Here is a 25,127-nt window from a genome sequence, read left to right as displayed (position 1 = left end):
TCACCAGCTTCCCGAAGAGCCGCCGCCGCCCGACGAGCCGCCGCCGCCGGAAAATCCGCCACCGCCGCCGCCCGAGGACCAGCCTCCACCACCTGACGACCAGCCCCCGCCGGACGAGGAGGATCGCCGGCCGGGCTCGAAGGTCATGCCGAGCCAGCGATAGCGGCCGGGTCCGATCTTCTGGCCGAAGATCGGCGGCAGCACCGTCATCGCGATGCCGCCGAAGAAAATCAGCGCCCAGATGGCGATGAAGATGGCGAAGAACAGGTTGTCGGAGTTGAACGGCGCCTGCTCGTTACGCTTGCCGCGCGCCTCCAGCTCCTCCGGATTGCCCTCCAGCACCATGACCATGTCGTCGACGGCCTTGCTGATGCCGCCGGAGAAATCGCCGGCGCGGAAGGCGGGCACCATGTCGTTCTCGATGATCAGCTTGGTATGCAGGTCGGTCAGCGTGCCTTCCAGTCCGTAGCCGACCTCGATGCGCATTTTGCGGTCGTTCGGCGCGACCAGCAGCAGCACGCCGTTGTTTTCCTTGGCCTGGCCGAGCTTCCAGAAACGGAACAGCCGGTTGGCGTAAGGCTCGATCTCCTCGCCGCCGAGGCTGGGAATCGTGGCGACGACGATCTGGTCCGAGCCCTTGGTCTCGAAGTCGGCGAGTTTTTGCGTCAGCGCCGCGCGCGTGCCGGCATCGATGATGCCGGCATTGTCGACAACTCGGCCGGTGAGGGCGGGGAGATCGGCGGCGAGCGCGGCGAGGGGGAGGAGGAAAATTGATAAGAGAAGCAGCCCAAGAAATTTGAAGCAGGCGTTCCGTCCCACCCCCCTCTGTCCTGCCGGACATCTCCCCCGCAAGGGGGGAGATTGGCAGTTCCATTGACGGCGCGTTTCCTGCAACGTTGGCGATTGGCCAAAGCTAAGGTGACGTCCGATCTCCCCCCTTGCGGGGGAGATGTCCGGCAGGACAGAGGGGGGTGTGAAGGAACTCAAGGCTGGTAAGCTCGGTAAACCAAATCGCCGCTCACCCGCCTTGCTTGGTGCTCGTGCCGAAATCGACCTTCGGAACCTGCAACTTGTCCTCCTCCACAGTGAAGTTCGCGAAAGGCTCGTTGCCGCGGAACCAGAAGGTTGCCCACAGCACGGACGGGAAGGTCCTGAGCGTCAGATTGTAGTCCCTGACCGCCTGGATGTAGTCGCGCCGCGCCACCGCGATGCGGTTCTCGGTGCCTTCGAGCTGCGCCTGCAGCGCCAGGAAGTTCTGGTTGGCCTTGAGGTCGGGATAGGCTTCCGACACCGCGATCAGTCGCGACAGCGCGCTGGTCAGCCCGGCCTGGGCATCCTGGAACTTCTTCAGCGCGTCGGGATCCTTCAACGTCTCGGGCGTCACGGTGATCTGCGTTGCCTTGGCGCGCGCCTGGACGACAGCGTCGAGCGTGTCCTTTTCATGCGAGGCATAGCCTTTCACCGTCTCGACCAGGTTCGGGATCAGGTCGGAACGGCGCTGATACTGGTTAAGCACCTCGCTCCACGCCGCATGCGCGTTTTCTTCCGCCGTCGGAATGGTGTTGTAGCCACAGCCGGCAAGCAGCGGCAGCACGAAAACCATCATCAGCAAGGCAGGCAGGGCGCGAAAAAGGGAGGGTAGTGAGAGGCGCTCGGCAATCATGAATGGTCCCTCGACAGAAGTTGCATGCGAAGCAATACCACAATCCAGGCGCAAGAAAATGTCCGGCTCATGACGCCGGTTCCGGCTCGGCTGTGAGCCCCTGTGAATAGAAGCGCGAACAGGCTAAGCTGCGGGCAGGAAAGGGCAATTGCCATGGCAGAGCGCCGGGACGACGAGACCGAATCGCGCCGCATCCTCGAACGCGTGGCGCATGAGACGGAGCCGGGGGGCGCATCGTTCATCGCCCGCACGGCGAAAGATGCGCGCGACCGGGTAACCGCCGCCGGTGCCGACCGCGCCGATCCTATCGAATACTGGGGAACCCGCATTGGCCGAACGCTCGGCTTCATCATCGCCATTGGGCTATTGGTCTGGCTGGTGTATGCCGCCATGCGTGGCTCTTTGTTTTGACGCAATTCCAGACGGAAAACCGCTACACACTTTCCCTGGAATTGCTCTAGGAATCGCATTTCATGAGTGCAGAAAAAACCGACGCGCCGCGCGCGGTCATCGTCATCTCCAGCCATGTCGCCCGCGGCTCGGTCGGCAATCGCGCCGCGGTCTTCGCGCTGGAGACACTGGGTTTCCCGGTCTGGGCAGTGCCGACCGTCATCCTGCCCTGGCATCCGGGCCACAGCCGAGCAACGCGCATCGTGCCGCCGCTCGATCAGTTCAAGGCGCTGATGGCCGATCTCGAGCGCGCGCCCTGGCTGGGTGAGGTCCGGGCCGTGCTTTCAGGCTATCTTGGCGAGGCGGGCCAGGCGGAAGCCGTCGCCTCGCTGGTCGCCGCCGTCAAAGCGAAGACGCCGGACGCGCTCTACGTCTGCGACCCGGTGATGGGCGATTCGGGCGGGCTCTACGTGCCGGAATCAACGGCTGCCGCCATGCGCGACCGGTTGATGCCGATTGCCGACATCGCCACGCCGAACCGCTATGAGTTGGAGTGGATGGCAGGCGCGCCGCTGCCCGACATCAAGTCGGTGACGGCGGCCGCCCTTCATGCCGGCCCCTCGACGATGCTGGTCACCTCCGCGCCCGCGATGATGACGGGCGGCACCGGAAATTTCCTGCTCGACGGCAGCCAGGCGCTGCTCGCCGAGCACCGCGTCATCGAGAAGCCGCCGAACGGGCTCGGCGATCTGACGGCCGCGGTCTATCTGGCGCGCGTCCTCTCCGGCCAGCCGCCGGTCAAGGCGCTGCAATCGACCACCGCCGCCGTCTACGAGATCCTCGCCCGCACCGCGAAGCGCGGCGGCGACGAGCTGCAGCTCGAGACCGACGCGCAGAGCCTGTCGCATCCGATGGCCATGGTGCAGCTGCGCCATCTCCTGCATCCCGGGCGGGACAAGCGGGCGTGAAGCCGGCCAGCCCCGTGCTGGTCGGCGTCGACGGCTGCAAGGCCGGCTGGATCGCCGTCCATTGCGAGTTCGGCGCCGCTCCCGCAGTCTCGGTCTTTCCAAGCTTCCAGATGCTGCTCGACGCCCTGCCGGATGCCATGATCGCCGTCGACATGCCGATCGGCCTGCCGGATTCTTCGAGCAAAGGCGGGCGCGGACCGGAAGCGCTGGTGCGGCCTTTGCTGGGGCGCGGCAATCGAGCGTTTTCGCCATTCCCTCGCGGGCGGCGCTCTACGCCGACACCAGCGCCTTCACCACGATCGAGGCCTGGTACGCGGCGCATCGGCTGGCAAGCGCGGTGGCGATGGAGACCTCCGACCCGCCGCGCGGCGTTTCCATCCAGGCCTTCGGCATCTTTGCCAAAATCCGCGAGATCGATGCCTTGCTGATGGCGCGGCCTGACTTGCGTCGCCGCATCTTCGAATCGCATCCGGAAGTGGCGTTCTGCCGGCTGAATGGCGGCACGGCGATGGCCCTGCCGAAGAAGATCAAGCGTTCGGTCAATCCGGCCGGCATGGAGGAGCGCAAGGCGCTGCTTTGCCGGCATGGCTACGACAAATGCTTTCTCGATCAGGCGCCGCCACGAGGGGCGGCGAGCGACGACTTCCTCGACGCGGCGGCAATGATGCTGATTGCCGGGCGTATCGCCAGCGGCGAGGCCCGGCCTTCCCCCGATCCGCCGCTGACCGACCGTTTCGGCATTCCAATCGCCATCTGGGCATAGTCAAGCCAAACACATCGCGATTGCGACGGAGCCGTCCGCGATTCGGCATTGCCCGCGGATAGCTTTTGCCGGTAGAGCCTTTGCCGCAATAAAACGTGCAGCCGCCTCCAACCCGGAAAGGGTCAAGACGCCGCCCATGCCCCATCTCCCCGAACATCTGCTGACCGGCTACCGAAACTTCATGAGCGGCCGCTATCCCACCGAAAGCGGCCGCTATCGCTCGCTGGCGCGCGAGGGCCAGGCGCCCGAGACGATGATCGTCGCCTGCTGCGATTCGCGCTCGGCGCCGGAGGCGATCTTCGATGCCGGTCCGGGCGAGCTCTTCGTGCTGCGCAATGTCGGCAATCTGGTGCCGCCTTACGAGCCCGACGGCGAGTACCATTCGACCTCGGCCGCGCTCGAATTCGCCGTGCAGAGCCTGAAGGTCAAGAACATCGTGGTGATGGGCCATGGCCGCTGCGGCGGCATCCGCGCCGCGCTCGACACCAACTCGGCGCCGCTGTCGCCCGGCGACTTCATCGGCAAATGGATGAGCCTGATCGCACCGGCCGCCGAGACGGTGGCCGCCAGCACGATGATGACGGCAACCGAGCGCCAGACGGCGCTGGAGCGCATTTCCATCCGCTATTCGATCGCCAATCTCCGGACTTTCCCTTGCGTCTCTATCCTCGAAGGCAAAGGACGGCTCTCGCTGCACGGCGCGTGGTTCGACATTTCGACCGGCGAGCTTTGGGTGATGAACAAGGAAACCGGCGATTTCGAGCGGCCCGAGCTGTAACGGAGGGGTGATGCACCGGACCTGGCGGAGGTTCCTTCTCGCGGCGGCGCTGCTGCTGTCCTCGATCGTCCACGCCAGCGCCGATGACGGCGCCGTCATCGACCGCTGGTATTCGGCGCTGCTGGTCGCCGACCGCAGCGAACTTTCCGAACTGCTTTCCGACGACGTGCAAATGAAGCTCGACGACATCGGCGTCGTCCAGGACAAGCGGGACTTCATCGCCTCGATCGACGAATGGCAAGGCGCGGTCGCCGGCGCCGCGATCCGGCATCGCATCGAAAAGAGCGAGAACGGCCAGACAACGGTGCTCGCCTGCTACGACTTCCCCAGTAACGACATGCTGATGCGCGAGACCTTCACAGTCGCCGGCGGCCGCATCACCGCCAGCACCCAGACGGCGGTCGCGCAGGACTGCAGCGGCTACTGAAAGCACCCTTGTTGCGCGATTGCGGGCACCGCCCTACATCGGAGGCAATACCCCACCTCATCCCAGCCCACCGGAATCGTCATGTCATCCAAAACCGTCGACCTCGCCGCCCATCCGCTGACCGACTGGCAAGGGCCACTCGGCCTGCCGGACTTCTCGCGCATCGGCGACAATGATTTCGGGCCGGTCTTCGACGCCGCGCTGGAGGCGCACCAGGCCGAGATCGACGCCATCGCCGGCAACAGCGGGGCGCCGACTGTTGAGAACACGCTTGCCGCGCTCGAACTTGCCGGCGAGGCGCTCGACCATGTTTCGTCGATCTTCTGGTGCCGGGCCGGCGCCCACACCAACGACACGATCCAGGCGATGGAACGCGAGGTTTCGCCAAAGATGTCGCGGCATTTCTCGGCGATCTCGATGAACGAGAAGCTGTTTGCCCGCATCGACGACCTCTACCAGCGCCGCGACAGCCTGAAGCTCGATGCCGAAACGTTGCGCGTGCTGGAAAAGACCTGGAAAGGCTTTGTCCGGTCGGGCGCGAAACTGGACGCCGAAGGCAAGAAGCGGCTTTCGGCAATCAACGAAGAGCTCTCCTCGCTCGGCACCAGTTTCGGCCAGAACGTGCTCGCCGACGAGCGCGACTGGGCGCTGTTCCTCGACGAGGCCGACCTTGCCGGCCTGCCGGCCTTCCTGAAAAGCGCCATGGCTGAAGCAGCCGAGATGCGCGGCCAGAAGCGCTACGCGGTGACGCTGTCGCGCTCGATCTATGAGCCGTTCTCGACCTTCTCGAAGCGCCGCGACCTGCGCGAGACCGCCTTTCGCGCTTTCATCATGCGCGGCCAGAATGGCGGCGCCACCGACAACACGGATGTGGTGCGCGACATGCTGAAGCTGCGCGCCGAGAAGGCCAAGCTGCTCGGCTACGGCTCCTTCGCGGCGCTGAAGCTCGACGACACGATGGCGAAGACGCCGGAGGCCGTGCACGACCTGCTCGATCCGGTCTGGAAAAAAGCGCTGGAGAAGGCCGCTGTCGATCAGAAGGAGCTGGAGCGGCTGGCGGCGGAAGCCGGCAGCAACGAGAAGTTCGCGGCCTGGGACTGGCGCTTCTACCAGGAAAAGCTGCGCGCCGAAAAATTCGCCTTCGACGAGGCCGAGCTTAAGCCCTACCTGCAGCTCGAGCGGATCATCGAGGCCTGCTTCGATGTTGCCACGCGCCTGTTCGGCATCAGTTTCGAGGAAAAGAAGGGCATCGTCGCCTGGCATCCGGACACCCGCGTCTTCGTGGTGAAGAATGCCGACGGCAGCGAACGCGGCCTGTTCCTTGCCGACTATTTCGCGCGGCCGTCCAAGCGCTCCGGCGCCTGGATGAGCGCGCTACGGTCCGGGTACAAGTTGGGCAACGGCGCCAAGCCGGTCATCTACAACATCATGAACTTCGCCAAGCCGCCGGCCGGTGAGGCAGCGCTTCTGTCGGTCGATGAGGCGAAGACCCTGTTCCACGAATTCGGCCATTCGCTGCACGGCATGCTGACCGACGTCACCTGGCCGTCCGTCTCCGGCACGTCCGTCAGCCGCGACTTCGTCGAACTGCCATCGCAGCTCTACGAGCACTGGCTGACCGTGCCGGCGGTGTTGGAAAAACATGCGTTGCACGTCAAGACCGGCAAGCCGATGCCGAAGGCGCTGCTCGACAAGATGCTCGCCGCCCGCACCTTCGGCGCCGGCTTCGCCACGGTCGAGTTCACTGCCTCGGCGCTGATCGACATGGCCTATCACGCGCGGCCGGATGCGCCCGCGGAGCCGCTTCGATACGAGGCTGAAACGCTCGAAAAGCTGCATATGCCCGACACCATCGCGATGCGCCATCGCACCCCGCATTTCGGCCATGTCTTCGCAGGCGACGGCTATTCAGCCGGCTATTATTCGTACATGTGGTCGGAAGTGCTGGACGCCGACGCCTTCTCGGCATTCGAGGAATCCGGCGATGCCTTTAATCCGGAACTGGCCGAGCGGCTGCGCAAGAACATCTACGCCGCCGGGGGCTCGAAGGACCCGGAGGAGCTTTATACGGCGTTCCGAGGCAAGATGCCTTCGCCGGAAGCGATGATGGTGAAGCGGGGGCTGGTGTAGTGCGCCTTTCCCTTCTCCCCTTGTGGGAGAAGGTGGATCGGCGCGCAGCGCCGAGACGGATGAGGGGTGCTCCAGGGAACGCCAGCGCCTCACTCCGCTGGAGCACCCCTCATCCGTCGCCTTCGGCGACACTGCCCGGCCCTTCGCATGGCTCAGGGCGTTCAACGCTCGAAAAGCCAAGCAATTGGCTTTTCGTCCGCTACGCAGACCGCTTCTCACCCCACAAGGGGAGAAGGGGGAGCCGTATCCTTCCACGGATCCGCCACCCTAGGCCACACCGGCCGCTTCAGCTTCCTGTAATCCGTCACCGCCGGATTGCTCGGATAGGAACTCGGCGCCGCGACATAGATGATCTCGGCGGCGATCGGCGCGAAGCCGGCGTAGAAATGGTTGGTCGACTTGATCAGGAGGATGTCCTTCGACAGCGGATCGATGCCGATGTTGGAGAAGATGTCGGGCTCGAAGGTCTGGGTGCGGTTGGTGTTCAAGATGATTTCGACTTCGGTGCCTTCGACGCGTACCACCGCTGACGTCCCCAGCGTCACCCGGCTCGGCCCGAAGCTCTGCCAGCCTTCGCTGACCGCTTTCAGCACTGTGACGCGCGCATCGATCGGTTCGCCGGCTTGCGGCCCGGCCTTGCCGCCGAAGCGCAGGTCGATGACAGCGCCTTCACCGGCGGCATGGCAGAAGGTCACCGCGATCGGATCCCAGATGGTCGCCACGCCGACATTGTGCACGCCACGCGAAAGCAGCTCGCGCAGCACGATGGTGCCGTCGCCCGGGACGCCGCCGCCCGGATTGTCCCAGATGTCGGCGATGACCGCCGGCTTGTCCTGACGCCTGGTTCGCACGGCTAGCGCCTGCTCGATGCCCGCCGAGGCGGGCAGCATCGTCATGGCGGTCCGTTCGCGCAGCGCGTAGAGCTCACGCCCAAGCGTTTCGGCGAGTTGGTCGCCTTTCGCCTTGTCGTTGTCGGTGATCACCAGGATGCGCGTGCCCATCTCCGGCACGTCGGCGGCCATGAAGCCGTGGATGACCGAGACCGACAGCACGCCGTCCTTGCCGTGCAGAGCCTTGATCTTGTCGACGAAGGAGCGCATCGGCTCGCGGCTGGTCGGCAACACCTGGATCATGCGGCAGTCGAAGGTCGAGATCACCGGCTTGATGTCACCGCGTGCCGCCGCAAGGCCAAGCTCGACGACATGCTCGCCGCGTTCATAGAAATCGGTGTGTGGGAATTCCAGGAAATAGGCCATGACATCGCAAGCCGCGACACGCTTCGGCGTCAGATGGCTGTGCGGATCGAACTCCGAGGCGACCACGACGTTCGGCCCGACGATGGCGCGCATACGCTCCAGCAGATCGCCCTCGCAGTCGTCATAGCCTTGCGCCACCATTGCGCCATGCAGGCCAAGGATCACCGCATCGACCGGCAGCGCTTCCCTTAGCTGGCCAAGGATCTCGTCGCGCAGCGCCTCGTAGGTCTGCCGCTGCACCAGCCCGCCGGGTTCGGCCCAGGTCGCGGTGCCCTCGATGACGGTCAATCCCTCCTTGGCCGCGCGCTTGCGCAGCGCCACGATCGGCGACGAGCAGAGCGTCGGCGTTTCCGGATGTTTTCCCGGACCGGCATAGAAGGCCATCTCGAACGAGGCCCGGTCGGTCGGCACCGGTGAGAAAGTGTTGGTTTCGGTTGCCAGCGAGGCGGTGAAGACGCGCATGAACGCTCCGTATGGTGGATGCTACTGTCGTTTCCGCAATCCCGACGGAAAACCGCTACACACTTTTCCCGGAATTGCTATTTGACCGCGCCGAGCGCCAGTCCCCGGACCAGATAGCGCTGCAGCCAGATGAAAAGGATCGCCACCGGCAAGGTCGCCAGCAGCGTGGCCGCCATGACATGGTGCCATTCGATCGTATAGCGGCCTGCGACCAGCGAGAAAACCTGGATCGGCAGCGTGTAGCTTTCCTGGCTGCGCAGCATGGTGAGCGCGACAACGAACTCGTTCCAGGCGTTGATGAAGGTGAAGATCGCCGTCACCGCGACGGCCGGCAAGCAGAGCGGCAGGAACACTTTGCGCAGCGTCAGCCAGCGGCCGGCGCCTTCCATCCAGGCGGCCTCCTCGAGGTCGCGAGGGATGGTGTCGAAATAGCTCTGCAGCATCCAGACCGTGAAGGCGACGTTGAAGGCCATGTAGATGAAGCCGAGCGCCGTCGTGCTCTCGACCAGCCCCCAGGCGGCCATCAGCCGGAACAGGCCGAGCACCAGGACGATCGGCGAGATCATCTGCGAGATGAGCAGGAACTGGCGGAAGGCGCCATAGCCGGCAAAACGAAACCGCGACATCGCGTAGGCGGCCGGCACCGAGATCAGGATGGCGCCGATTGTCGCCAGCGCCGAGACATAGAGCGAATTGAGCAGCGCCTGGCCGAAGCCGGTCGCCACCCACATGTCCGAAAAGTTCGACCAGCGGAATTCGCTTGGCCACCAAGTTGGGGCCAGCACCTCCGTGCGCGGCTTGACTGCGGTCAGGAACATCACCGCGAAGGGGAAGATCGTCACCACGATCAGCGGAGCCAGCAGCAGCCAGGCGATGATGGTGCGTTTGAGCTTGCCCCTCATAAGCGTGCTTGTCATGCCCGCTGCTCCCGCATGGCCAGCCTCACATAGATCATGGTGAAGACGAGCAGGATTGCGAACATCACCAGCGATACCGCCGAGGCCTCGCCCAGTTTGCCGATGCGGAAGGCAAGCTTGTAGAGATGCGTGACAAGGATGTCGGTCGAGTTCGCCGGCCCGCCTTGCGTCATCACCCAGATGATCGGGAAGGAGTTGAAGACGTAGATGGTGTTGAGCACGATCGCGATGTTGATGAAGGGCTTCAGCAGCGGAAAGGTGATCTCGCGGAACTGCTGGAACGGCGTTGCGCCTTCAAGCGCGGCCGCCTCGTAGAGGTCGTCGGGGATCGAGGACAGGCCGCCGAGGAAGATCGTGGTGGTGAACGGCACCGTCACCAATATGCCGATCAGCACCTGCATCGGAAAGGCGGTCTCGGCGCTGGCCAGCCACTGGATGTTCTGGCTGATGATGCCGAGCTTCATCAGCGCCGAATTCAGCATGCCGCTTTCGCCGTTGAGCGCCCAGCGCCAGACCACCGCCGTCATGGTCAGCGACACCGCCCAAGGCAGCATGATGATCACGCGGGCGAGGCCGCGGCCGTAGAAGTCGGTATTCAGGATGATTGCCACCGGGATCGACAGCAGCAGCGCGCCGCCGACCACCAGCACGGTCCACAATCCGGTGCGCCAAAGTGCTGCGACGAAGTCGGGATCGGCGGCGAGCGCCGCGAAATTGGCGAGACCGCTGAACTCGCGCAGCTGGCCGAAGCGATTGACGTCATGCGTCGAGATCTGCACCAGGTCCCAGACCGGCCAAAAGATTACCACCGCCGCCAGGAGCAGGCTGGGAAGCGTCAGCAGATAGGGCAGGATCCGGCTTTGCATCGGCTGGATGGCACCGTGTTGCAGTGGATATGACTTGCCGGGGAAGGGTGGCGCGCTCCGACGGGGTGGAGCGCGCCACGGGCGCAGGGAGATACGCCCTTATTTCTTCTTCAGCACCGCGTCGGCCTTGGCCGCCGCGTCCTTCAAACCTGCCTCGGGGTCGCCGCCGAGATAGATCTTCTGCATGGCGTCGGACGTGATCTGGGCGATCTCTTCCCAGCCCGGAATGACCGGCGCGAAGCGGGCGTCGGGCAGAAGTGCCGTAAAGGCGGCGAGGTCGGCGTTGTTGACGTAATAGTCCATCTTGGCCTCTTCCTTGTTCACCGGCAGGAAGCCCTCGCCTTGCGTGAACTTGGCGCGCTGCTCCTTGGTGAACAGGAAGTCGAGCAGCTTCCAGGCCTCGTCCTTGTTCTTGGAGTTCTTGAACATGATGATGGAGTCGGTGACGCCATAGGTGCCGCGCGCGCCGGTCGGGCCGGCCGGAATGGCGGCGACGCCATATTTCAGGCTCGGCGCTTCTTCCTTGATCTGGTTGGACAGGAAGGGCGCGGTGATCATCATGCCGACCTTGCCCTGCTTGAACAGGTTCTGCACGTCCTCGCGGTTGTTGGAGGTGACGCCCGGTTCGGTCAGGCCCTCGTCGATCATCGACTTGTAGAGCTTGGCGGCTTCGAGCGCGCCGGGCGTGCTCAAACCGGAGGTGCCGTCCTTGTTGAGGATCTCGGTGCCCTGCGACCACATCGCATAGTAGTAATAGACGTCGGTCTCGATCTCCTTGCCCTGCAGGCCGAAGCCGAAGGCGCCCTGAGCCTTGATCTTGCGGGCGTCTTCCTGCAATTCGGTCCAGGTTGCCGGCGGCTTGGCGATGCCGGCTTTCTCGAACAATTCCTTGTTGTAATACATGGCGCGCGCCGAGGCGGCGATCGGCAGGCCATAGGTGTGGCCGTCCATGATCGAGGGCTGCAGGAAGGTGTCGATGAAGCGGTCCTTGAACTCGGGCTTGATGTAGCCGTCGAGCGGCTCGGCGACATCCTGCTGGACGAAGTCGATCAGCCAGCGCGTGCCGATGATCGACAGGTCGGCATTGGTGCCAGCGGTGATGTCGGTGGTGAGTTTCTGCAAGAGTACGTCCCATGGCACGATCTCGTACTTGATCGTGATGCCTGGGTTCGCAGCCTCGAACTCCTTCTTCACCGCTTCGAAATAGGGGCCGGTCTTGGCGCTGTATTCGGCAACGGTGACGCGCACCTCACCCGCATCGGCCGGTGCTGCCAGCGCCAGCATGCTCATTCCGGCCAATAGGCCGACAGTCCATTTCGCAAGGCTCATCTGATTTCTCCCATTGATGCGCATGTCGCGTCTGGCCCTTACGGGCGCAGGAATTATGTTACTTTCCTACATTATCTATCGGTTTGCGCCATGCAAGCAGTTTATGATGTTGCTTAATTACATTTGCTTGGCTAGCTTATTGGCTCAAAATGAGCGGGTGGAGGAGCGCGCAGCGTGGGTTCGAAGGCCGATTTCGAGGGCAAGACAATTGTCGTCACCGGCGCCGGTGGCGGCCTCGGCTCGGCGATCGTGGCGCTTATGGCCGAGCGTGGCGCGCGCGTCGTCGGCTGCGACCAGTCGACGGAAGCGCTGACCAACCCGCATATCGCCTCGCGCCATGTCTTCAACCTGCTCGACCGCGCCTCGATCGAAGCGGCGATCCCCGCGCTGCTCGACAGAGACGGCGTCCCCGATATCCTGATCAACAATGCCGGCTGGACGCGCGCCGAGACGATTGATGCGCTGACGACCGACAGAATAGAGCAGGAGCTCGACCTCAACCTGACCGGCGTGATGACTTTCGCCGACCCGCTGATCAAGGCGATGGCGACACGCGGCAGCGGCAGCGTCGTCTTCATCTCCTCGGTCAACGCCATCGCGCATTTCGGCAATCCGGCCTATGCCGCCGCCAAGGCCGGCATCAACGCCTATGCCAAGTCGATCGCCGTCGAGCTTGGCCGCAGCGGGTTGCGCGCCAATGTCGTCTGTCCGGGCTCGATCCGCACCGCCGCCTGGGACCATCGCCTGGCCAAGGATCCCGAAATCCTCGGCCGGCTGCAGCGGCTCTATCCGCTCGGCCGCATCGTCGATGCCTCTGAGGTGGCCGAGGCTGTGGCCTTCCTTGCCTCCGAGCGTGCTTCCGGCATAACTGGCGCTGTGGTGCCGGTGGACGCCGGACTGACAGCCGGCTATCTGCCTTTCATCGACGACATACTGGGAGCGTGATCATGACCGACGTCCAGTTCCGCAACCTGTCGAAATCCTTCGGCCAGCACAAGATCCTCGAGGACATCAACCTCGACATCAAAAGCGGCGAGTTCGTCGTGCTGGTCGGGCCGTCCGGCTGCGGCAAGTCCACACTGCTGCGCATGCTGGCGGGGCTCGAGGCGATCACATCGGGTGATCTCATCATCGGCGGCACGCGCGCCAACGACCTGCCGCCGCAGAAGCGCAACATCGCCATGGTGTTCCAGTCCTACGCGCTATTCCCGCATCTGAAGGCTTCCGAAAATATCGGCTTCGGCCCCAAAATCCGCGGCGAGAACCGCGCCGCGATCGACGACAAGGTGAAGAAGGCCTCCGGGGTGCTGAACCTCTTCTCCTATCTCGACCGCTACCCGAGGCAGTTGTCCGGCGGCCAGCGCCAGCGCGTCGCCATGGGCCGCGCCATCGTGCGCGAGCCTTCGGTCTTTCTCTTCGACGAGCCGCTCTCCAATCTCGACGCGCAATTGCGCGTGCAGATGCGCACCGAGATCAAGGCGCTGCATCAGCGGCTGAAATCGACGATCGTTTATGTCACCCACGACCAGATCGAGGCCATGACCATGGCCGACCGCATCGTGGTGATGGATCGCGGCCGTATCCAGCAGGTCGGGCAGCCGCTGGAGCTCTATGACCGGCCGGCCAATAAGTTCGTCGCCGGCTTCATCGGGTCGCCGTCGATGAGTTTTGTGTCGGGCGCGCTGAAGACCGCCGACAGCAAATCCTGGTTCGAGACCACCGGCGGCGGCCGGCTGGCTCTCTCTGGCAAGGCTGCGCCCGGCGGCGATACGGTCGAGGCCGGCATCCGCCCCGAGCATTTCGTGGCAGGCGCCGCCGATAATGCAATCGCCATCGACGTCGATGTCGTGGAGCCGACCGGCTCGGAAACCCATGTCTACGGCTCGGTCGGCGGCGACACGGTGCGCGCCGTGTTCCGCGACCGGCTGCAGGTGAAGCCGGGCGACCGGCTGCCGGTCACCGTCGACCCGCGCAACATCCATCTGTTCGACAAGGCGACGGGCCTGCCCCTGTGAAAACGCAGACGTGAAGAACCGAGAAATGAAGACCCCGGCCGACATCATCACCCGCCTGCAATTGATCTCGCAGGACGGCACCAAGTCGGATCGCCGGCTGGCCGGGCTGGTGCTTTCCGATCTCGATTTCGCCTCCAAGGCCGCCATCTCGGAGATCGCCGCCCGCGTCGGCGTCAGCGAGCCGACCGTCACGCGCTTCTGCCGCAATCTTGGCTGCGAGGGTCTGCGCGACTTCAAGTTCTACCTGGCGCAGGCGATCGCCATCGGCGGCCAGTATCTGTCGCCGGAGCCGCTCAGCCGCGACGCGCGCGAGCAGCGAATCGCGTCGGCAATCACCGAGGCGGCGATCGCCGCCATCCAGCGCGCCAGCGAGAATCTCGACATGACGACGCTGATGGATGTGGCCGCCCGCATCGCAAGCTCCGGCAACATACTGTGCATCGGCTCGGGCGGCATTTCCTCGATGATGGCGACCGAAATGCAGAACCGACTGTTCCGGCTCGGCCTGTCGGCGCTCGCCCAGATCGACGGCCAGCGCATGTATGCCGCCGTCGCCACACCCGACACGACGCTGGTCGCCTTCTCGGTGTCGGGCTATGCGCGTTCGGTGATCGAGGCGGTCGAGGTCGCGCAGCAATATGGCGCGGCGACCGTCGCCATCACCGCGCCGGACTCGGGCTTGGCCAAGGTCGCCGACATGGTCATCCTTCTGCAGCCCGTCGAGGACGGCAACATCTACAAGCCGACCTCGTCACGCTACGCGCTTTTGGCCATTCTCGACATGATCGCCACCACGGTGGCAGAATCGCGCGGGCCGAAAGTGCTGGAGAACCTGCGCCGCATCAAGCAGAGCGTGAACACGCTGAAGGTGGATGATCCAAGGCTGCCGCTGGGCGATTGAGAGCCGGCGCTGAAGCTGCCGATCTCCCGCCTTTAAGGGGGAGATGTCCGGTCCACCCTCCGTAGCTGCAGCGCAGCTGCTGCGGAGGACGGGCAGGACAGAGGGGGCGCTGTCCCGCCTGCGTCTCAAGTTCTCGATTGCTTGGAAAAGGCCTCAACCTTCTTCGCCAGCGCCGTCGCATCGCCCACGACCCGCAGCGTCTTCAGCCGCGCTGTGCCGCCGGCGACCACCGAAACGGCCGACGCCGGAATACCCAGCGTCTTGGCTATCATCCGCTCCAGCGCCGCGTTGGCGGCGCCGTTCTCCGGCACGGCACGCACGCGCGCCTTGAGATGACTACGGCCATCGGCGGCGGTCTCGACGCCGTCGATCCGATCGAGCGCCGCTTTCGGGGTCAGCCGCACGAAAAGATCGATGCCGTTCTCGCGCAGCCGGAAGAAAGGGCTGGCGGCAGAATTCACATGGCGCCGATGCCGAACATCGGCTGAATGGTGTAATTCAAGAACACACTGATAAATGTCAGCGCCAGCAGCAGGATAATTGGCGAGATATCGACGCCCCCCAGATCGGGAAGAAAGCGGCGGATCGGCCGCAGCGCCGGCTCCGTCAACCGATAGAGCATGGTACTGACGGAATTGACCAGCTCGTTGCGCGAATTGACAACGTTGAAGGCGTAGAGCCACGAGAAGATGGCTGCGCCGATCACGATCCACCAGTAGATGTCGATAGCGGCGTGCAGCGTATAAAAGACTGCGATCATCGGGTGCTCCTTGCGAACGCACCGACATGTAGCCATTGCGTTCAAAGCCGGCAAGGGCTGCATCCAAACTGCGCGGATAGCGCGCCGCGGGCAGCCGTTTCGCCTTGACATGAAACGGCCGCGACCGATACAAGCCCTTCCGCTGGAACGGGGCTGTAGCTCAGCTGGGAGAGCGCGTCGTTCGCAATGACGAGGTCAGGGGTTCGATCCCCCTCAGCTCCACCAGCCGACTTAGGCGACTTTCGCCACCTTGGACGCGCCGCGGCGTGACACGAGTTTTTCGACTTCGATCAGATGTTCCATACCCCAGGCGCATAGCGGCTTCAAAGCTCCGGCGAGGGTCTGACCGAACGCAGTGAGGGAATACTCGACTTTCGGCGGAATTTCCTTGAAGTCGAGCCGATCGACGATCCCATCAGCCTCCAGTTCCTTGAGTTGCTGGATAAGCATTTTGTCACTGACGTTTCCGATGGCGCGCCTCAGGTCACCATAGCGTCGGGCTTCGTGGGAAAGATGAAACAGGATCAAAGGCTTCCACTTGCCGCCGATGACAGCCAACGCAGCGTCCAGCCCACAGACAAAGTCAGGTGTGGCCATTTCGCATGCTCCAATCTGGTACTTACCAAAAGGTACATACTAGAAGAAAAGAAGGCCGGTGTCTATTTCGAAAGAGTGATCATTCTCTAGGAGATCGAAATGGGCAGACTTGAAGGCAAAATCGCCGTCATAACCGGAGGCAACAGCGGCATCGGTCTGGCGACCGCCAAACGGTTTGTGGCGGAAGGCGCCGAGGTTTTCATCACCGGCCGTCGCCAGGAGGAGTTGGACAGGGCGGTAAAAGCGATCGGCTCCGGAGTGACGGCGGTGCAGGGCGACATTTCGCGTATGGACGACCTCGATCGTCTGTTTGCGAAGGTGCGCGCGAAGAGTGGACGGATAGACGTTCTGTTCGCCAATGCTGGACTCGGTCAGTTTGCCCCGCTGGGCGCTATCGACGAGGCGTCGTTCGATTTGACGTTCGACGTCAACGTCAAGGGAACGCTGTTCACGGTGCAAAAGGCGCTGCCGCTTATGCGGGCCAGCGGATCCATCATCCTCGCAGGGTCGACCACGGGCTCGATGGGAACGCCTGCGTTCAGCGTCTACAGCGCGACCAAGGCCGCAATCCGCAATTTTGCCCGAAGCTGGGCACTGGACCTGAAGGGGACCGGCATCCGTATCAACGTGCTCTCTCCCGGCTCCACCGAGACGCCCGGCGTCAAGGGCTTGGCGACGCCGGGAGAGGAAGATGCGCTGCTGGCGGGCTTCGCCGCTCAGACGCCGCTCGGGCGTGTTGCACAGCCCGAGGAGACGGCGGCTGTGGCGCTCTTCCTTGCCTCGGATGAAAGCAGCTTCATGACAGGTAGCGAGGTCTTCGTTGACGGCGGAGCCGCACAAGTCTGACGGTAGATCGAATCCCCGCACCGAGCGACGCTCCAGTAATCCGGGGCTCGCTCTGCTACAGCTTATGGCGGACTGGGTAGGATTCGAACGTTACGTCATAACAATCAGCTGGCACTCGAACGTGTCATAGACAATTCCGCTTTTAGAGGTTAGCCGACACAAGCCTGTGCTTCTCATCGCTTTTGCCTTCCTCGCTCAGCATTTTGTGACCGCCGGATTTCGGTCCGTGTGCTTGGAACCAATGGCCGGGCATGACAGTTCCAGCTATAGTTTTGAAGCTGATCATGCCCCGGCCGGTGGGTAAGCGGCGATGCTCGAGGAGGTCACCATCATGCAGATTTCGTCCAGGTTCCGTTCAGTCGCGGTCGCGGCAATCGCCGCCGCGGGCGTGAGCATTGCCAGCGCCGCGCATGCCGACAGCGGCACGATCCGCTTTTCCGTCTACAAGGCGGCCTTCTTCATCGGCGGCTCCGGCGGCGACGGCACGCTGACCTTCCATGGCAAACACTATCCGATCTCGGTCGGCGGTATCTCGGGCGGCCTCGCCTTCGGCGCGTCCAAGACCTATTTCCAGGGCAGGGTGCGCCATATCCGCCGCGCCAGCGATGTGACGGGCGTCTACGGCGCGGCCGGCGGCGGCGGCGCGCTCGGCAGAGGCGCACAGGTGATCGTCATGACCAATGACAAGGGCGCCCAGCTCCAGCTCACCGGCAGGCAGGTCGGCCTGCAGGTCAACGCCGATCTCAGCGGCATGAGCATCGCGCTGAAGAGGTAGGAGCGGTAATTTCGCCCTGGACAGGGCGGATTCGCCGGATCCAGGGATCCGGCCGTCAGTTCCCTGATGCTTTCACGTGGTTCCACTCACCTGGAAACCGCCGGCGCCTTGTAACGGTGCTGGCGCGCGTAAGCCACGCAGGCGTCCACCGTGCTGACGCAGAGCGCGTCGCGACTGTTCGGCAGGTTGTTGTCGCCGGCATAGGCAACCTCGGCAACGTGGCCGTTGAGCATGCGAATCTGCGTGTTGCAATAGCCGCCGGGGGCGACATTGACGGAACCGCCGACAGCGGGAATCGCGCCCACGGCCAAAGTCGGCACCACGATGTTGAGATTGCCGCGCTGCACGGTGCGCTGATAGGTCCAGATCTGGCCGGACGATCCCACATCGGCCGTCGCGCTCGGAAAGCCTGCGCACATACGAATGTCGGCCTCGCTGAGGCCGACCATTTCCTTGCGGGCGGCGGCAGTGGTCACGTCCTCTTTCGCGACCCGTGATGTATCGTCGGGGATGACGCAAGAAGACAGGAGGGGAATACCTGCCGCGACAAGGGCAAGTTTTCGAATGCGCGAAGATGATGTCATGCCGTCGGTCGAAGTTGCGTGTCGCCCCGCCCGCCCAGTTGGCTACCTAGGCAATCAAGCCGCGGGGTCAACCCGCCTCACGCAAACGAGACGGCTTCACACCACCCGAAGATAGCTCGTCATGCCGGTCTTCTGGTGCTCGATGATGTGGCAATGCAGCAGCCAGTCGCCGGGATTGTCGGCGACGAAGCCCAGCTGCACCTTCTCATTGGGCTGGATCAGGTAGGTGTCGGAGACGAGCGGCTGGACCGCGCGCGTCGAGGACGACAGCGCCTTGAAACTCATGCCGTGCAGGTGGATCGGGTGCGAATGCGGGGTGAGGTTCTCCATGTCGATAATGTAGCTTTGGCCGAGCTTGAGTTCCGCCAGCGGCGCGGTCGGGTCCGGCGTGTCGCCCGGCCACGGCACCTTGTTGATCGCCCAGAAACTGTAGCCGAGCGAGCCGCAAATGCTGTTGGCCGGAACGTTTTCGGCGGTGGCGCTGAGCGCCAGCGGAATGCGCTTGGCGCTTGCAAGATCCACCTCCGCCACCGGGTTGGCCTCCAAAGAGCCGAGATCGCGAAGATCGTGCTTGAGCGATCTGCCGACCGAACGCAGCGTCGCCAGGATTTTCGGCTTGGTGCCCCTGACATCGCGCAGGCCGACGATCGCGCCTTCGTCGTCGGGCATGCGGATGGCAAGCTCGAGCCGCTGGCCGGGTCCAAGCTGCAAGGCATCCGGCGTAAAGCGCTGCGGCACCGGATTGCCGTCGAGGGCGATGACCGCCGCCTCGGCGCCATCGACACGGAAGGCATAGATGCGGGTGACGTCGGTGATGGCGGCCCGCAGCCGCACCAGTCCGCCGGCCGGCGCGTCGAATTGCGGCTGGTCGAGCCAGTTGGCGGTGCGCACCGTGCCGAAAGTGCCGGATTTCGCCGCGTCGCGCGGCCGGAACTGCTCGATGAACTGGCCGTCGTCACCGAGCCGCCAGTCGCGCAGGTTGACGACCATCTCGATATCGAAAACCGGATCGTTCGGGTTCTCGACCACGATCACGCCGGTCAGGCCATGGCCCATCTGTTCAAGCGTGTTGCAATGCGAGTGGTACCAGAACGTGCCGGCATCGGGTGGCGTGAAGGCATAGTCGAAATGGTCGCCCTGATAGACATAGGGCTGCACCAGGAACGGCACGCCGTCCATCTTGTTGGGAACGCGGATGCCGTGCCAGTGGATGGTCGTCGGATCGTCGATGCCGTTGATCAGCCGCGCGGCGAACGGCTCGCCCTTCCTCATCCTGACCACCGGCGGCATGCCGGCCTCGCCATAGGTCAGGACATGTTTGGTCGGCGCACCGTCCATCAGCCGCGCCTCGATACTTGTGGTCTTCAGCACCAGCGGCTCGGGCTTCAGCGCCGCCCAGCCGGCAAACTTGCCGATGGTGGAGGCGCCAATGCCGGCGAGACCGGCGGCAGCGGTAGCTTTTAGAAGTCTGCGTCGCGTGAACACGGTCATATGGCTTTCCGAAGGACAGGATCCTAGGGCGGTTGAGGGCTGAACCCCAAAGGCGCCTATCATTATCCATCTCTCCAGCCTAGTCCCGCAGGCTGAAGACGAAGGGCGCGGTTCGGGTGACGCGTGCGCCGAGTTCCGCCGGCGGCGCCGGCACCGAGGCGCCCTGCAATGCGCCGAGAGCCGCGCGGTCGAGATCGCCGTCGCCCGACGATCGTGCCAGCCGGGCCGAGACTACCCTGCCGGAGCTGTCGACCGTGAAGGTCACGCTCGGCGTGCCTTCGGCTCGCCTGGAGCGCGCCGCGCTTGGGTAGCGGGTGTGGCGCCTGATCCACGCGGCTAGGCTCGAATTCCAGCGCGACGGGCTGATGCTCGATCGTGGCGCGTCATTGGAGGATTGCGGCGCCGCCGCCTTTGCCGCTGCCCTGGTGTCGATGCTGGCCGTAGTCGTCGTCCTGGGAGGTGCGGCCTTTTCCGTCTTCGGCGGCTCTTTCGGCTTTTCGATCGGCTTCTTCTCAGCTTTTTTCTTCGCCTCGACGGGCTTCTGCGCCTTGACGTCCGCTTCGACCGGTTTCGGCCTCGGCAGCGGAATGACGACGTCGGGCGCGATAGTCTCGACAGGATCCGGCACGACCTCGTCCAACGGCGGCTGCTCGCTCAGCGCCGCCATGGTCTGTTCGACCGGCTCGGCCTCTTGCGCCTTGTCGGCATCGAGCGGCTGTTCGGAGACCGGCTCGGTCTGTTCCATCACCGGCGCCGGATCGGCCACGGGTTTTGCCTCGATGGGCTTTTCGGCCTCCTCGGCCGCATCGGGCGGCTCCGGTGCCATCGTGTCCAGCATGGCGGTGTCTTCCGGCACGGCAGGCGCGGTGACCAACGGCGCCATTTCGACCGCCAGCGCCGGCGGCGGGCCGCCATCCGGCATTTCGACGAAACTCAAATTCTGCACCGCATAGGCAACCGCCACATGCGCGGCCAGAATGATCGCGGCGGCGCTCGTCCACAAGCCGGCTTGACGCGCGCCGAAGCGCGGCTCGGAAATCCCGGAAAGGGCGGCGACGGTCATGGCGCCGAGCCTCCACCCGGTGTCGGCAGGAAGCTCGCGCCGGTCGCCGGGGTCCCAGGCACAGGCGGCTCGCCAGCACCGCCCGATGCTGTTTCGAGCCCCACCAGCGCGACCTTCAGATACCCGGCGGCGCGCAAAAGGTTCATCACCTCCATCAGGTCGCCATAGTCGACCGTCCTGTCGGCGCGCAGGAAAATGCGCGTCTGCCTGTCGCCCCTGGTGCGGCTGTCGAGCATCCCGGCAAAGGCAGGACGCGGCAAGCTGTCATTGCCGATCGCCAGCGTGAGATCGCTTTTCAGCGTCAGGAAGAGCGGCGTCTCGGGGCGCGGCGCCGGCGTCGCCGCAGAACCCGGTAGGTCGACATCGATGTCGACGGTGGCGAGCGGTGCCGCGACCATGAAGATGATCAACAGCACCAGGATGACGTCGATGAACGGCGTCACGTTGATGTCGTGGCTTTCCTCGAGATCGTCGCCAGCCGTCTCGCGAATCCGCGCCGCCATCGCCGTTACTCCGCCGCTATCGCGGTCGCGGGCGGCACCGTGCGGAAGTCGAGATCGCGGCTGACCAGCCGCTCGACGCCGGCCGAAGCGTCGGCGAGGATCTGCCTGTAGCCGGCTATCGATCGCGCGAAGACGTTGTAGATGACCACCGCCGGAATGGCCGCCACCAGGCCCATCGCGGTGGCGAGCAACGCCTCGGCGATGCCGGGTGCGACGACGGCAAGGTTGGTGGTCTGCGCCCGCGAGATGCCGATAAAGGCGTTCATGATGCCCCAGACGGTGCCGAACAGGCCGACGAAGGGCGCCGTCGAGCCGATGGTGGCGAGCAGGCCGGTGCCGCGCGACATGCGCCGCGACGCTGCCGCCTCGATGCGCGAAAGCCTGGAGGCGACGCGTTCCTTGAGGCCGTCGCCGGAAGCATGGTCGAGCGCGCCGGTCGAAAGCGCCCGTTCTTCCTCCGCCGCCCGCACCAGAAGCGCGGCCGGACCGCCGGCATGGCCAAGTTCCCGGCCGGCCTGCATCAGCGTCGCGGCGTTGCCGATCGCATTGGCGGCGCGACGCGCTCTCAGCTTGCCGCCGAAGACCTCCAGCGATTTGGCGAGCCAGATCGTCCAGGTGACGAGAGAAGCGAAGGCCAGGCCGACCATGACCGCCTTCACGACGATGTCGGCATTCATGAACATGCCCCAGGGCGACAGATCATGCGGCAGTGTCAGCGAAATGACGGATTGTTCTTCAGCCGCGACGCCGTTCGAAGCGGGCTGGGCGGCCGGCCCTACCGGTACGGCGGGCGTTTGCGTCGCTGGCGTCTGCGCCACCGGAACCTGCGCTACCGGCATCTGCAAACCGAGGGCTGCCGGTTGCTGCGCTGGCGCCTGCATGGCCGACGCAGGCGTTGCCGGTTGTTCCTGTGCCGTGGCGATGCCAGCCGAGAGGAAGAGGCATGCGGCCAGCGCCGCGAAAAGACCGTTCCGGGACAAGGCTCGCCCTCGCTTCATCATGGCATGTAACTGATCGGCTGGCCGCCATTCGGGTAGGTGCCAGGCGGCCAATGCCGGTTGATTATGAAACATGACTTTGTAAGTCAACTATAAAGGTGACTATGTTGATCAACAATTCGCAACGGCATCCCTGATCCCGGCCTGACGTGTTGTGAGGTCTGGACGGCAAGGCGGTAGCTGGGCACGATGCGCACAACAACCGAAGCAGGCGACCGATGATCAAGGCGATACCGTTCGACTTTCCCTATGACGGCAGGCTGCTGCCGCAACATACCGCACTGCTCATCATCGACCTGCAGGAGGATTTCCTGTCGCCGACCGGCTATTTTGCCAGGAAAGGCTACGATCCGTCGCCGCTGAGAGCCATCCTGCCGGCGGTGAACCGGCTGATCGACGCCGCACGCGCCGCCGGCCTCACCATCATCCACACAAGGCAAGGCTACCGCGCCGACATGGCCGACATGACGCCTTACGAGAAATGGCGGCGCAAGCGGGCAGGGCTCGACGGGACCGATATCCTGCTGCGCTCCAGCCCGGGCTTCCAGATCGTTTCCGATATCGAGGTCAGGCCTGAAGACATCGTCATCGACAAGACCTGCAACGGCGCCTTCACCTATACGGATCTGGAATTGGTGCTGCGCGCACGGGGCATCTCGCATCTGATGCTCACCGGATGCACGACGGACGTCTGCGTGCACACCACCTTGCGCGAGGCCTGCGACCGTAATTTTCAGTGCCTGACGATCGCGGACGCCTGCGCCAGCGGCGACCAAAGGGCCCACGAGGCCGCCCTGCACATGGTGACGGTCGAGGACGGCGTCTTCGGCGCGCTGTCGGACTCCGCGGCCGTCGTCACCGCGCTATCACGACTCGCAGACGGGACGAACTGACGACTTCGGGACCGCCGCGCCCGCCCAGTTCCGGCCAGCCGATATCCTTGCGGATGTCAAGCGGCAGCAGATAAAGTGTCCGCTCTGCCCGATAGCGGGCACGGGTCGCGGCATATTCGGTCGCAATGCGACCGATGGATGACAGGATCGACATTTTGCTTCTCCGTTGGTTGATGCCGGCGTCGCAAGCCCGGCACTCACCAAGACGAAACAGGGATGCCTGTCGGAACGGCTAGGAGAAGATTTTTCTGAACAACAGGCGCGGCGGCCGCTCAACAGGCCCATGGCAACGTCCGGATCGCGAATTTGATCGATCGCCAAAATTTTTCGCCCGCACCGTTCCGTTTTAGGTTTCGGGTTCGTCTTGAGGGTCGTAACGGGTGCGAGAGCCGCGACGGCCTCCGCCATCAGGACAAACGGAGCCAAGTCATGTCGACCACAGTGACCTTGATCAACGTCTTCACCGCCAAGCCGGGCAAGCAGCAGGAGCTGGCCAAGACCCTCGCCGAGGGCACGAAAAGCTTCTTCAGCAAGCAGCCGGGCTCGCTGTCGTCGTCCGTGGTCGTCGGCGGCGACGGCAGCAAGGTCGCCAACATCTCGCAATGGCGCTCGGCCGAAGACATCGCCGCCTTCCGCAGCGCCCCCCGCTTCGCGAGCTACATGAAGAGCATCGTCGAGCTGGCCGCAGGCGAGAGCATGATGGGCCACACCACCTATTCCCATATTGGCGGTGTTGAGAGCTGAGGCAATTCCAGGAAAAGTGTGAAACGGTTAGGTTCGGCGCCTTCGCCGTGACCTTCCGTCCGGAATTGCGTCAAACAAAGAGGTTGAGGCTGCGTGACCGGTTCGCATGACCATACCGTTGCGGCGACCGAAGCAAGGCTTCGCGCCTTCGAGCGCGACGCCGCTTTGCTGAGGGCCAAGTTGCACCGCTACTCCTCGCGGATGGTGGGATCGGTCATCGATGGCGAAGACATCGTCCAGGAGGCTCTGGCCAAAGGCTTCGTGGCGATCAGGAATGGCGACATGCCCGACAAGACCGAATCCTGGCTGTTTCGCATTGCCCATAACGCGGCGCTTGATTTCCTGCGCAAGCGCGCCCGCTCGCGCGGACGCGAAAGCGAGGTCGATCTCGACGTCATTGCCGACGAGAACTCGGCGCTGGATGCGCACATGGCCGCCGAGGCGAGTCTGGCCGAACTGATGCAGCTGCCGCCGGCGCAACGGTGCACGGTCGTGTTGAAGGATGTGCTGGGCCACAGCTTGGAGGAGATCGGAGAAATCCTCGAAACCTCCGACACGGCGATCAAGGGCGCGCTGCAGCGGGGCCGCGAGAGCCTGCGCAAGTTGGCGGCCGCACCGCAGATGGCGTCGCCGCGCCCGGCGCTCAACCGAGAGGAAATGCGACGCCTCGGCGACTATGTCGCCGCCTTCAACGCCAGGGATTTCGATGCCCTGCGCGGCATTCTGGCCCAGGACGTTAAGCTCGAGCTGGTCAATCGCCTGCGCGCCGACGGCAAGGAATATGTCGGCAATTACTTCGGCCGCTATGCCGACGAAACGCATTGGCATTTCACGACCGGGCTTGTCGAAGGCCGGCCCGCCATCCTGGTGACCAGTCCCGACCGCCCGGACGGGCCGCCGCGCTACTTCATCCTGATCAATTGGGAGAACGACCGGATCGCCGGCATCCGCGACTTCCTGTTCGCGGATTATGTGATGGATGGCCTGGACTATTCCGGGGCGGAATGA

General features: G+C 64.1%; 28 protein-coding genes, 1 tRNA gene and 1 pseudogene. 15 read left to right on the top strand and 15 right to left on the bottom strand.

Features of this window, described 5'->3' with window-relative positions:
• The gene (locus tag RFM68_RS12055; protein ID WP_320233197.1) at window positions 1-819 is read right to left on the bottom strand and encodes a TPM domain-containing protein; all 819 of its coding nucleotides are present in this window, start codon (window positions 817-819) and stop codon (window positions 1-3) included.
• Window positions 820-1,018: 199 nt separating this feature from the next.
• Window positions 1,019-1,663: a LemA family protein gene (locus tag RFM68_RS12050; protein WP_320233196.1), complete on the bottom strand. Its 645-nt coding sequence runs from the start codon at window positions 1,661-1,663 to the stop codon at window positions 1,019-1,021.
• Window positions 1,664-1,816: 153 nt separating this feature from the next.
• On the opposite strand from RFM68_RS12050, the gene RFM68_RS12045 reads away from it, so the two are divergent.
• The 6 genes and pseudogenes from RFM68_RS12045 (at window position 1,817) to RFM68_RS12020 (ending at window position 7,119) form a co-directional block, all read left to right on the top strand.
• On the top strand, window positions 1,817-2,074 hold the full coding sequence (locus RFM68_RS12045; protein WP_320233195.1) for a hypothetical protein: 258 nt from the start codon (window positions 1,817-1,819) through the stop codon (window positions 2,072-2,074).
• Between the two features lie 62 nt (window positions 2,075-2,136).
• Window positions 2,137-3,021: a pyridoxal kinase PdxY gene (gene pdxY / locus RFM68_RS12040; RefSeq protein WP_320233194.1), complete on the top strand. Its 885-nt coding sequence runs from the start codon at window positions 2,137-2,139 to the stop codon at window positions 3,019-3,021.
• Window positions 3,018-3,784: pseudogene (locus tag RFM68_RS12035) on the top strand (DUF429 domain-containing protein). The gene pdxY and the pseudogene RFM68_RS12035 overlap by 4 nt, the downstream one beginning before the upstream one ends.
• A 136-nt stretch (window positions 3,785-3,920) precedes the next feature.
• Window positions 3,921-4,562, top strand: coding sequence for a carbonic anhydrase (locus tag RFM68_RS12030; RefSeq protein WP_320233193.1), 642 nt, complete (start codon window positions 3,921-3,923; stop codon window positions 4,560-4,562).
• A gap of 10 nt (window positions 4,563-4,572) precedes the next feature.
• Window positions 4,573-4,989 (top strand): nuclear transport factor 2 family protein, encoded by a 417-nt coding sequence (locus RFM68_RS12025; protein ID WP_320233192.1) that lies wholly within the window; start codon window positions 4,573-4,575, stop codon window positions 4,987-4,989.
• 81 nt (window positions 4,990-5,070) lie between these two features.
• Entirely contained in the window at window positions 5,071-7,119 is a 2,049-nt protein-coding gene (locus tag RFM68_RS12020; RefSeq protein WP_320233191.1) for a M3 family metallopeptidase, read from the top strand.
• Between the two features lie 215 nt (window positions 7,120-7,334).
• Here RFM68_RS12020 and RFM68_RS12015 read toward each other — a convergent pair whose 3' ends face one another.
• From RFM68_RS12015 to RFM68_RS12000, 4 genes are all read right to left on the bottom strand, one after another.
• Window positions 7,335-8,837 (bottom strand): M81 family metallopeptidase, encoded by a 1,503-nt coding sequence (locus RFM68_RS12015; protein ID WP_320233190.1) that lies wholly within the window; start codon window positions 8,835-8,837, stop codon window positions 7,335-7,337.
• Window positions 8,838-8,914: 77 nt separating this feature from the next.
• Window positions 8,915-9,754, bottom strand: coding sequence for a carbohydrate ABC transporter permease (locus RFM68_RS12010; RefSeq protein ID WP_320233189.1), 840 nt, complete (start codon window positions 9,752-9,754; stop codon window positions 8,915-8,917).
• Window positions 9,751-10,620 carry a carbohydrate ABC transporter permease gene (locus RFM68_RS12005; protein WP_320233188.1) on the bottom strand — a complete coding sequence of 290 codons (870 nt, stop codon included), beginning with the start codon at window positions 10,618-10,620 and terminating at the stop codon, window positions 9,751-9,753. Before RFM68_RS12005 ends, RFM68_RS12010 begins: the two co-directional genes overlap by 4 nt.
• 99 nt (window positions 10,621-10,719) lie before the next feature.
• Complete coding sequence (locus RFM68_RS12000) at window positions 10,720-11,949, bottom strand: ABC transporter substrate-binding protein (protein WP_320233187.1); 1,230 nt, start codon at window positions 11,947-11,949, stop codon at window positions 10,720-10,722.
• A 174-nt stretch (window positions 11,950-12,123) separates the two neighbouring features.
• On the opposite strand from RFM68_RS12000, the gene RFM68_RS11995 reads away from it, so the two are divergent.
• Genes RFM68_RS11995 through RFM68_RS11985 form a run of 3 tightly spaced genes read left to right on the top strand, consistent with a single transcriptional unit; the run spans window position 12,124 to window position 14,865 of the window.
• Window positions 12,124-12,894 (top strand): SDR family NAD(P)-dependent oxidoreductase, encoded by a 771-nt coding sequence (locus RFM68_RS11995; protein ID WP_320233186.1) that lies wholly within the window; start codon window positions 12,124-12,126, stop codon window positions 12,892-12,894.
• Between the two features lie 2 nt (window positions 12,895-12,896).
• Entirely contained in the window at window positions 12,897-13,964 is a 1,068-nt protein-coding gene (locus tag RFM68_RS11990; protein WP_320233185.1) for an ABC transporter ATP-binding protein, read from the top strand.
• A 25-nt stretch (window positions 13,965-13,989) separates the two neighbouring features.
• Entirely contained in the window at window positions 13,990-14,865 is an 876-nt protein-coding gene (locus RFM68_RS11985; RefSeq protein WP_320233184.1) for a MurR/RpiR family transcriptional regulator, read from the top strand.
• Between the two features lie 125 nt (window positions 14,866-14,990).
• On the opposite strand, the gene RFM68_RS11980 is transcribed toward RFM68_RS11985, so the two are convergent.
• Together RFM68_RS11980 and RFM68_RS11975 are read right to left on the bottom strand one after the other, a co-directional pair.
• A complete protein-coding gene (locus tag RFM68_RS11980) occupies window positions 14,991-15,326 on the bottom strand; it encodes a DUF167 family protein (protein WP_320233183.1) in 336 nt (111 codons plus the stop codon).
• On the bottom strand, window positions 15,323-15,625 hold the full coding sequence (locus tag RFM68_RS11975) for a YggT family protein (RefSeq protein ID WP_320233182.1): 303 nt from the start codon (window positions 15,623-15,625) through the stop codon (window positions 15,323-15,325). The genes RFM68_RS11980 and RFM68_RS11975 overlap by 4 nt, the downstream gene beginning before the upstream one ends.
• Window positions 15,626-15,774: 149 nt before the next feature.
• Here RFM68_RS11975 and RFM68_RS11970 point away from each other — a divergent pair.
• Window positions 15,775-15,850 (top strand) — tRNA-Ala (locus RFM68_RS11970).
• Window positions 15,851-15,856: 6 nt separating this feature from the next.
• On the opposite strand, the gene RFM68_RS11965 is transcribed toward RFM68_RS11970, so the two are convergent.
• Window positions 15,857-16,222 carry a winged helix-turn-helix transcriptional regulator gene (locus RFM68_RS11965; protein ID WP_320233181.1) on the bottom strand — a complete coding sequence of 122 codons (366 nt, stop codon included), beginning with the start codon at window positions 16,220-16,222 and terminating at the stop codon, window positions 15,857-15,859.
• A 99-nt stretch (window positions 16,223-16,321) separates the two neighbouring features.
• Here RFM68_RS11965 and RFM68_RS11960 point away from each other — a divergent pair, with 99 nt between their 5' ends.
• Window positions 16,322-17,068: an SDR family NAD(P)-dependent oxidoreductase gene (locus RFM68_RS11960; RefSeq protein WP_320233180.1), complete on the top strand. Its 747-nt coding sequence runs from the start codon at window positions 16,322-16,324 to the stop codon at window positions 17,066-17,068.
• Window positions 17,069-17,399: 331 nt separating this feature from the next.
• Window positions 17,400-17,843 carry a lipid-binding SYLF domain-containing protein gene (locus RFM68_RS11955; protein ID WP_320233179.1) on the top strand — a complete coding sequence of 148 codons (444 nt, stop codon included), beginning with the start codon at window positions 17,400-17,402 and terminating at the stop codon, window positions 17,841-17,843.
• An 86-nt stretch (window positions 17,844-17,929) separates the two neighbouring features.
• Here RFM68_RS11955 and RFM68_RS11950 read toward each other — a convergent pair whose 3' ends face one another.
• The 5 genes from RFM68_RS11950 to exbB form a co-directional block, all read right to left on the bottom strand.
• Complete coding sequence (locus RFM68_RS11950) at window positions 17,930-18,319, bottom strand: hypothetical protein (protein WP_320233178.1); 390 nt, start codon at window positions 18,317-18,319, stop codon at window positions 17,930-17,932.
• A 204-nt stretch (window positions 18,320-18,523) separates the two neighbouring features.
• The gene (locus tag RFM68_RS11945) at window positions 18,524-19,918 is read right to left on the bottom strand and encodes a multicopper oxidase family protein (protein ID WP_320233177.1); all 1,395 of its coding nucleotides are present in this window, start codon (window positions 19,916-19,918) and stop codon (window positions 18,524-18,526) included.
• A gap of 79 nt (window positions 19,919-19,997) precedes the next feature.
• The gene (locus tag RFM68_RS11940; RefSeq protein ID WP_320233176.1) at window positions 19,998-20,981 is read right to left on the bottom strand and encodes an energy transducer TonB family protein; all 984 of its coding nucleotides are present in this window, start codon (window positions 20,979-20,981) and stop codon (window positions 19,998-20,000) included.
• Window positions 20,978-21,484: a TonB system transport protein ExbD gene (gene exbD, locus RFM68_RS11935; RefSeq protein ID WP_320233175.1), complete on the bottom strand. Its 507-nt coding sequence runs from the start codon at window positions 21,482-21,484 to the stop codon at window positions 20,978-20,980. Before exbD ends, RFM68_RS11940 begins: the two co-directional genes overlap by 4 nt.
• A 5-nt stretch (window positions 21,485-21,489) precedes the next feature.
• Window positions 21,490-22,464, bottom strand: a complete 975-nt coding sequence (gene exbB / locus RFM68_RS11930) for a tonB-system energizer ExbB (protein ID WP_320233174.1) — start codon at window positions 22,462-22,464, stop codon at window positions 21,490-21,492.
• A gap of 236 nt (window positions 22,465-22,700) precedes the next feature.
• Between exbB and RFM68_RS11925 the strand changes: the two genes are divergently transcribed.
• The gene (locus RFM68_RS11925) at window positions 22,701-23,375 is read left to right on the top strand and encodes a cysteine hydrolase family protein (protein WP_320233173.1); all 675 of its coding nucleotides are present in this window, start codon (window positions 22,701-22,703) and stop codon (window positions 23,373-23,375) included.
• Here the strand turns inward: RFM68_RS11925 and RFM68_RS11920 are convergent.
• Window positions 23,338-23,529 (bottom strand): hypothetical protein, encoded by a 192-nt coding sequence (locus RFM68_RS11920; protein WP_320233172.1) that lies wholly within the window; start codon window positions 23,527-23,529, stop codon window positions 23,338-23,340. The two genes, RFM68_RS11925 and RFM68_RS11920, sit on opposite strands and share 38 nt — an antisense overlap.
• A 275-nt stretch (window positions 23,530-23,804) precedes the next feature.
• Here RFM68_RS11920 and RFM68_RS11915 point away from each other — a divergent pair, with 275 nt between their 5' ends.
• Complete coding sequence (locus RFM68_RS11915) at window positions 23,805-24,119, top strand: antibiotic biosynthesis monooxygenase family protein (protein ID WP_320233171.1); 315 nt, start codon at window positions 23,805-23,807, stop codon at window positions 24,117-24,119.
• 93 nt (window positions 24,120-24,212) lie between these two features.
• Window positions 24,213-25,127: a sigma-70 family RNA polymerase sigma factor gene (locus tag RFM68_RS11910; protein WP_320233170.1), complete on the top strand. Its 915-nt coding sequence runs from the start codon at window positions 24,213-24,215 to the stop codon at window positions 25,125-25,127.

The organism is Mesorhizobium montanum, assembly GCF_033977145.1.
Classification (GTDB): domain Bacteria; phylum Pseudomonadota; class Alphaproteobacteria; order Rhizobiales; family Rhizobiaceae; genus Mesorhizobium; species Mesorhizobium montanum.
This window is presented reverse-complemented; position numbering and strand designations above follow the sequence as displayed.

Coding starts and splice junctions, on each gene's coding strand:
- RFM68_RS12050 (WP_320233196.1), bottom strand. CDS start 1,663: ATGATTGCCGAGCGCCTCTCACTACCCTCCCTTTTTCGCGCCCTGCCT.
- RFM68_RS12045 (WP_320233195.1), top strand. CDS start 1,817: ATGGCAGAGCGCCGGGACGACGAGACCGAATCGCGCCGCATCCTCGAA.
- pdxY (WP_320233194.1), top strand. CDS start 2,137: ATGAGTGCAGAAAAAACCGACGCGCCGCGCGCGGTCATCGTCATCTCC.
- RFM68_RS12030 (WP_320233193.1), top strand. CDS start 3,921: ATGCCCCATCTCCCCGAACATCTGCTGACCGGCTACCGAAACTTCATG.
- RFM68_RS12025 (WP_320233192.1), top strand. CDS start 4,573: ATGCACCGGACCTGGCGGAGGTTCCTTCTCGCGGCGGCGCTGCTGCTG.
- RFM68_RS12020 (WP_320233191.1), top strand. CDS start 5,071: ATGTCATCCAAAACCGTCGACCTCGCCGCCCATCCGCTGACCGACTGG.
- RFM68_RS12015 (WP_320233190.1), bottom strand. CDS start 8,837: ATGCGCGTCTTCACCGCCTCGCTGGCAACCGAAACCAACACTTTCTCA.
- RFM68_RS12010 (WP_320233189.1), bottom strand. CDS start 9,754: ATGACAAGCACGCTTATGAGGGGCAAGCTCAAACGCACCATCATCGCC.
- RFM68_RS12005 (WP_320233188.1), bottom strand. CDS start 10,620: ATGCAAAGCCGGATCCTGCCCTATCTGCTGACGCTTCCCAGCCTGCTC.
- RFM68_RS12000 (WP_320233187.1), bottom strand. CDS start 11,949: ATGAGCCTTGCGAAATGGACTGTCGGCCTATTGGCCGGAATGAGCATG.
- RFM68_RS11990 (WP_320233185.1), top strand. CDS start 12,897: ATGACCGACGTCCAGTTCCGCAACCTGTCGAAATCCTTCGGCCAGCAC.
- RFM68_RS11985 (WP_320233184.1), top strand. CDS start 13,990: ATGAAGACCCCGGCCGACATCATCACCCGCCTGCAATTGATCTCGCAG.
- RFM68_RS11975 (WP_320233182.1), bottom strand. CDS start 15,625: ATGATCGCAGTCTTTTATACGCTGCACGCCGCTATCGACATCTACTGG.
- RFM68_RS11965 (WP_320233181.1), bottom strand. CDS start 16,222: ATGGCCACACCTGACTTTGTCTGTGGGCTGGACGCTGCGTTGGCTGTC.
- RFM68_RS11960 (WP_320233180.1), top strand. CDS start 16,322: ATGGGCAGACTTGAAGGCAAAATCGCCGTCATAACCGGAGGCAACAGC.
- RFM68_RS11955 (WP_320233179.1), top strand. CDS start 17,400: ATGCAGATTTCGTCCAGGTTCCGTTCAGTCGCGGTCGCGGCAATCGCC.
- RFM68_RS11945 (WP_320233177.1), bottom strand. CDS start 19,918: ATGACCGTGTTCACGCGACGCAGACTTCTAAAAGCTACCGCTGCCGCC.
- RFM68_RS11940 (WP_320233176.1), bottom strand. CDS start 20,981: ATGACCGTCGCCGCCCTTTCCGGGATTTCCGAGCCGCGCTTCGGCGCG.
- exbD (WP_320233175.1), bottom strand. CDS start 21,484: ATGGCGGCGCGGATTCGCGAGACGGCTGGCGACGATCTCGAGGAAAGC.
- RFM68_RS11925 (WP_320233173.1), top strand. CDS start 22,701: ATGATCAAGGCGATACCGTTCGACTTTCCCTATGACGGCAGGCTGCTG.
- RFM68_RS11920 (WP_320233172.1), bottom strand. CDS start 23,529: ATGTCGATCCTGTCATCCATCGGTCGCATTGCGACCGAATATGCCGCG.
- RFM68_RS11915 (WP_320233171.1), top strand. CDS start 23,805: ATGTCGACCACAGTGACCTTGATCAACGTCTTCACCGCCAAGCCGGGC.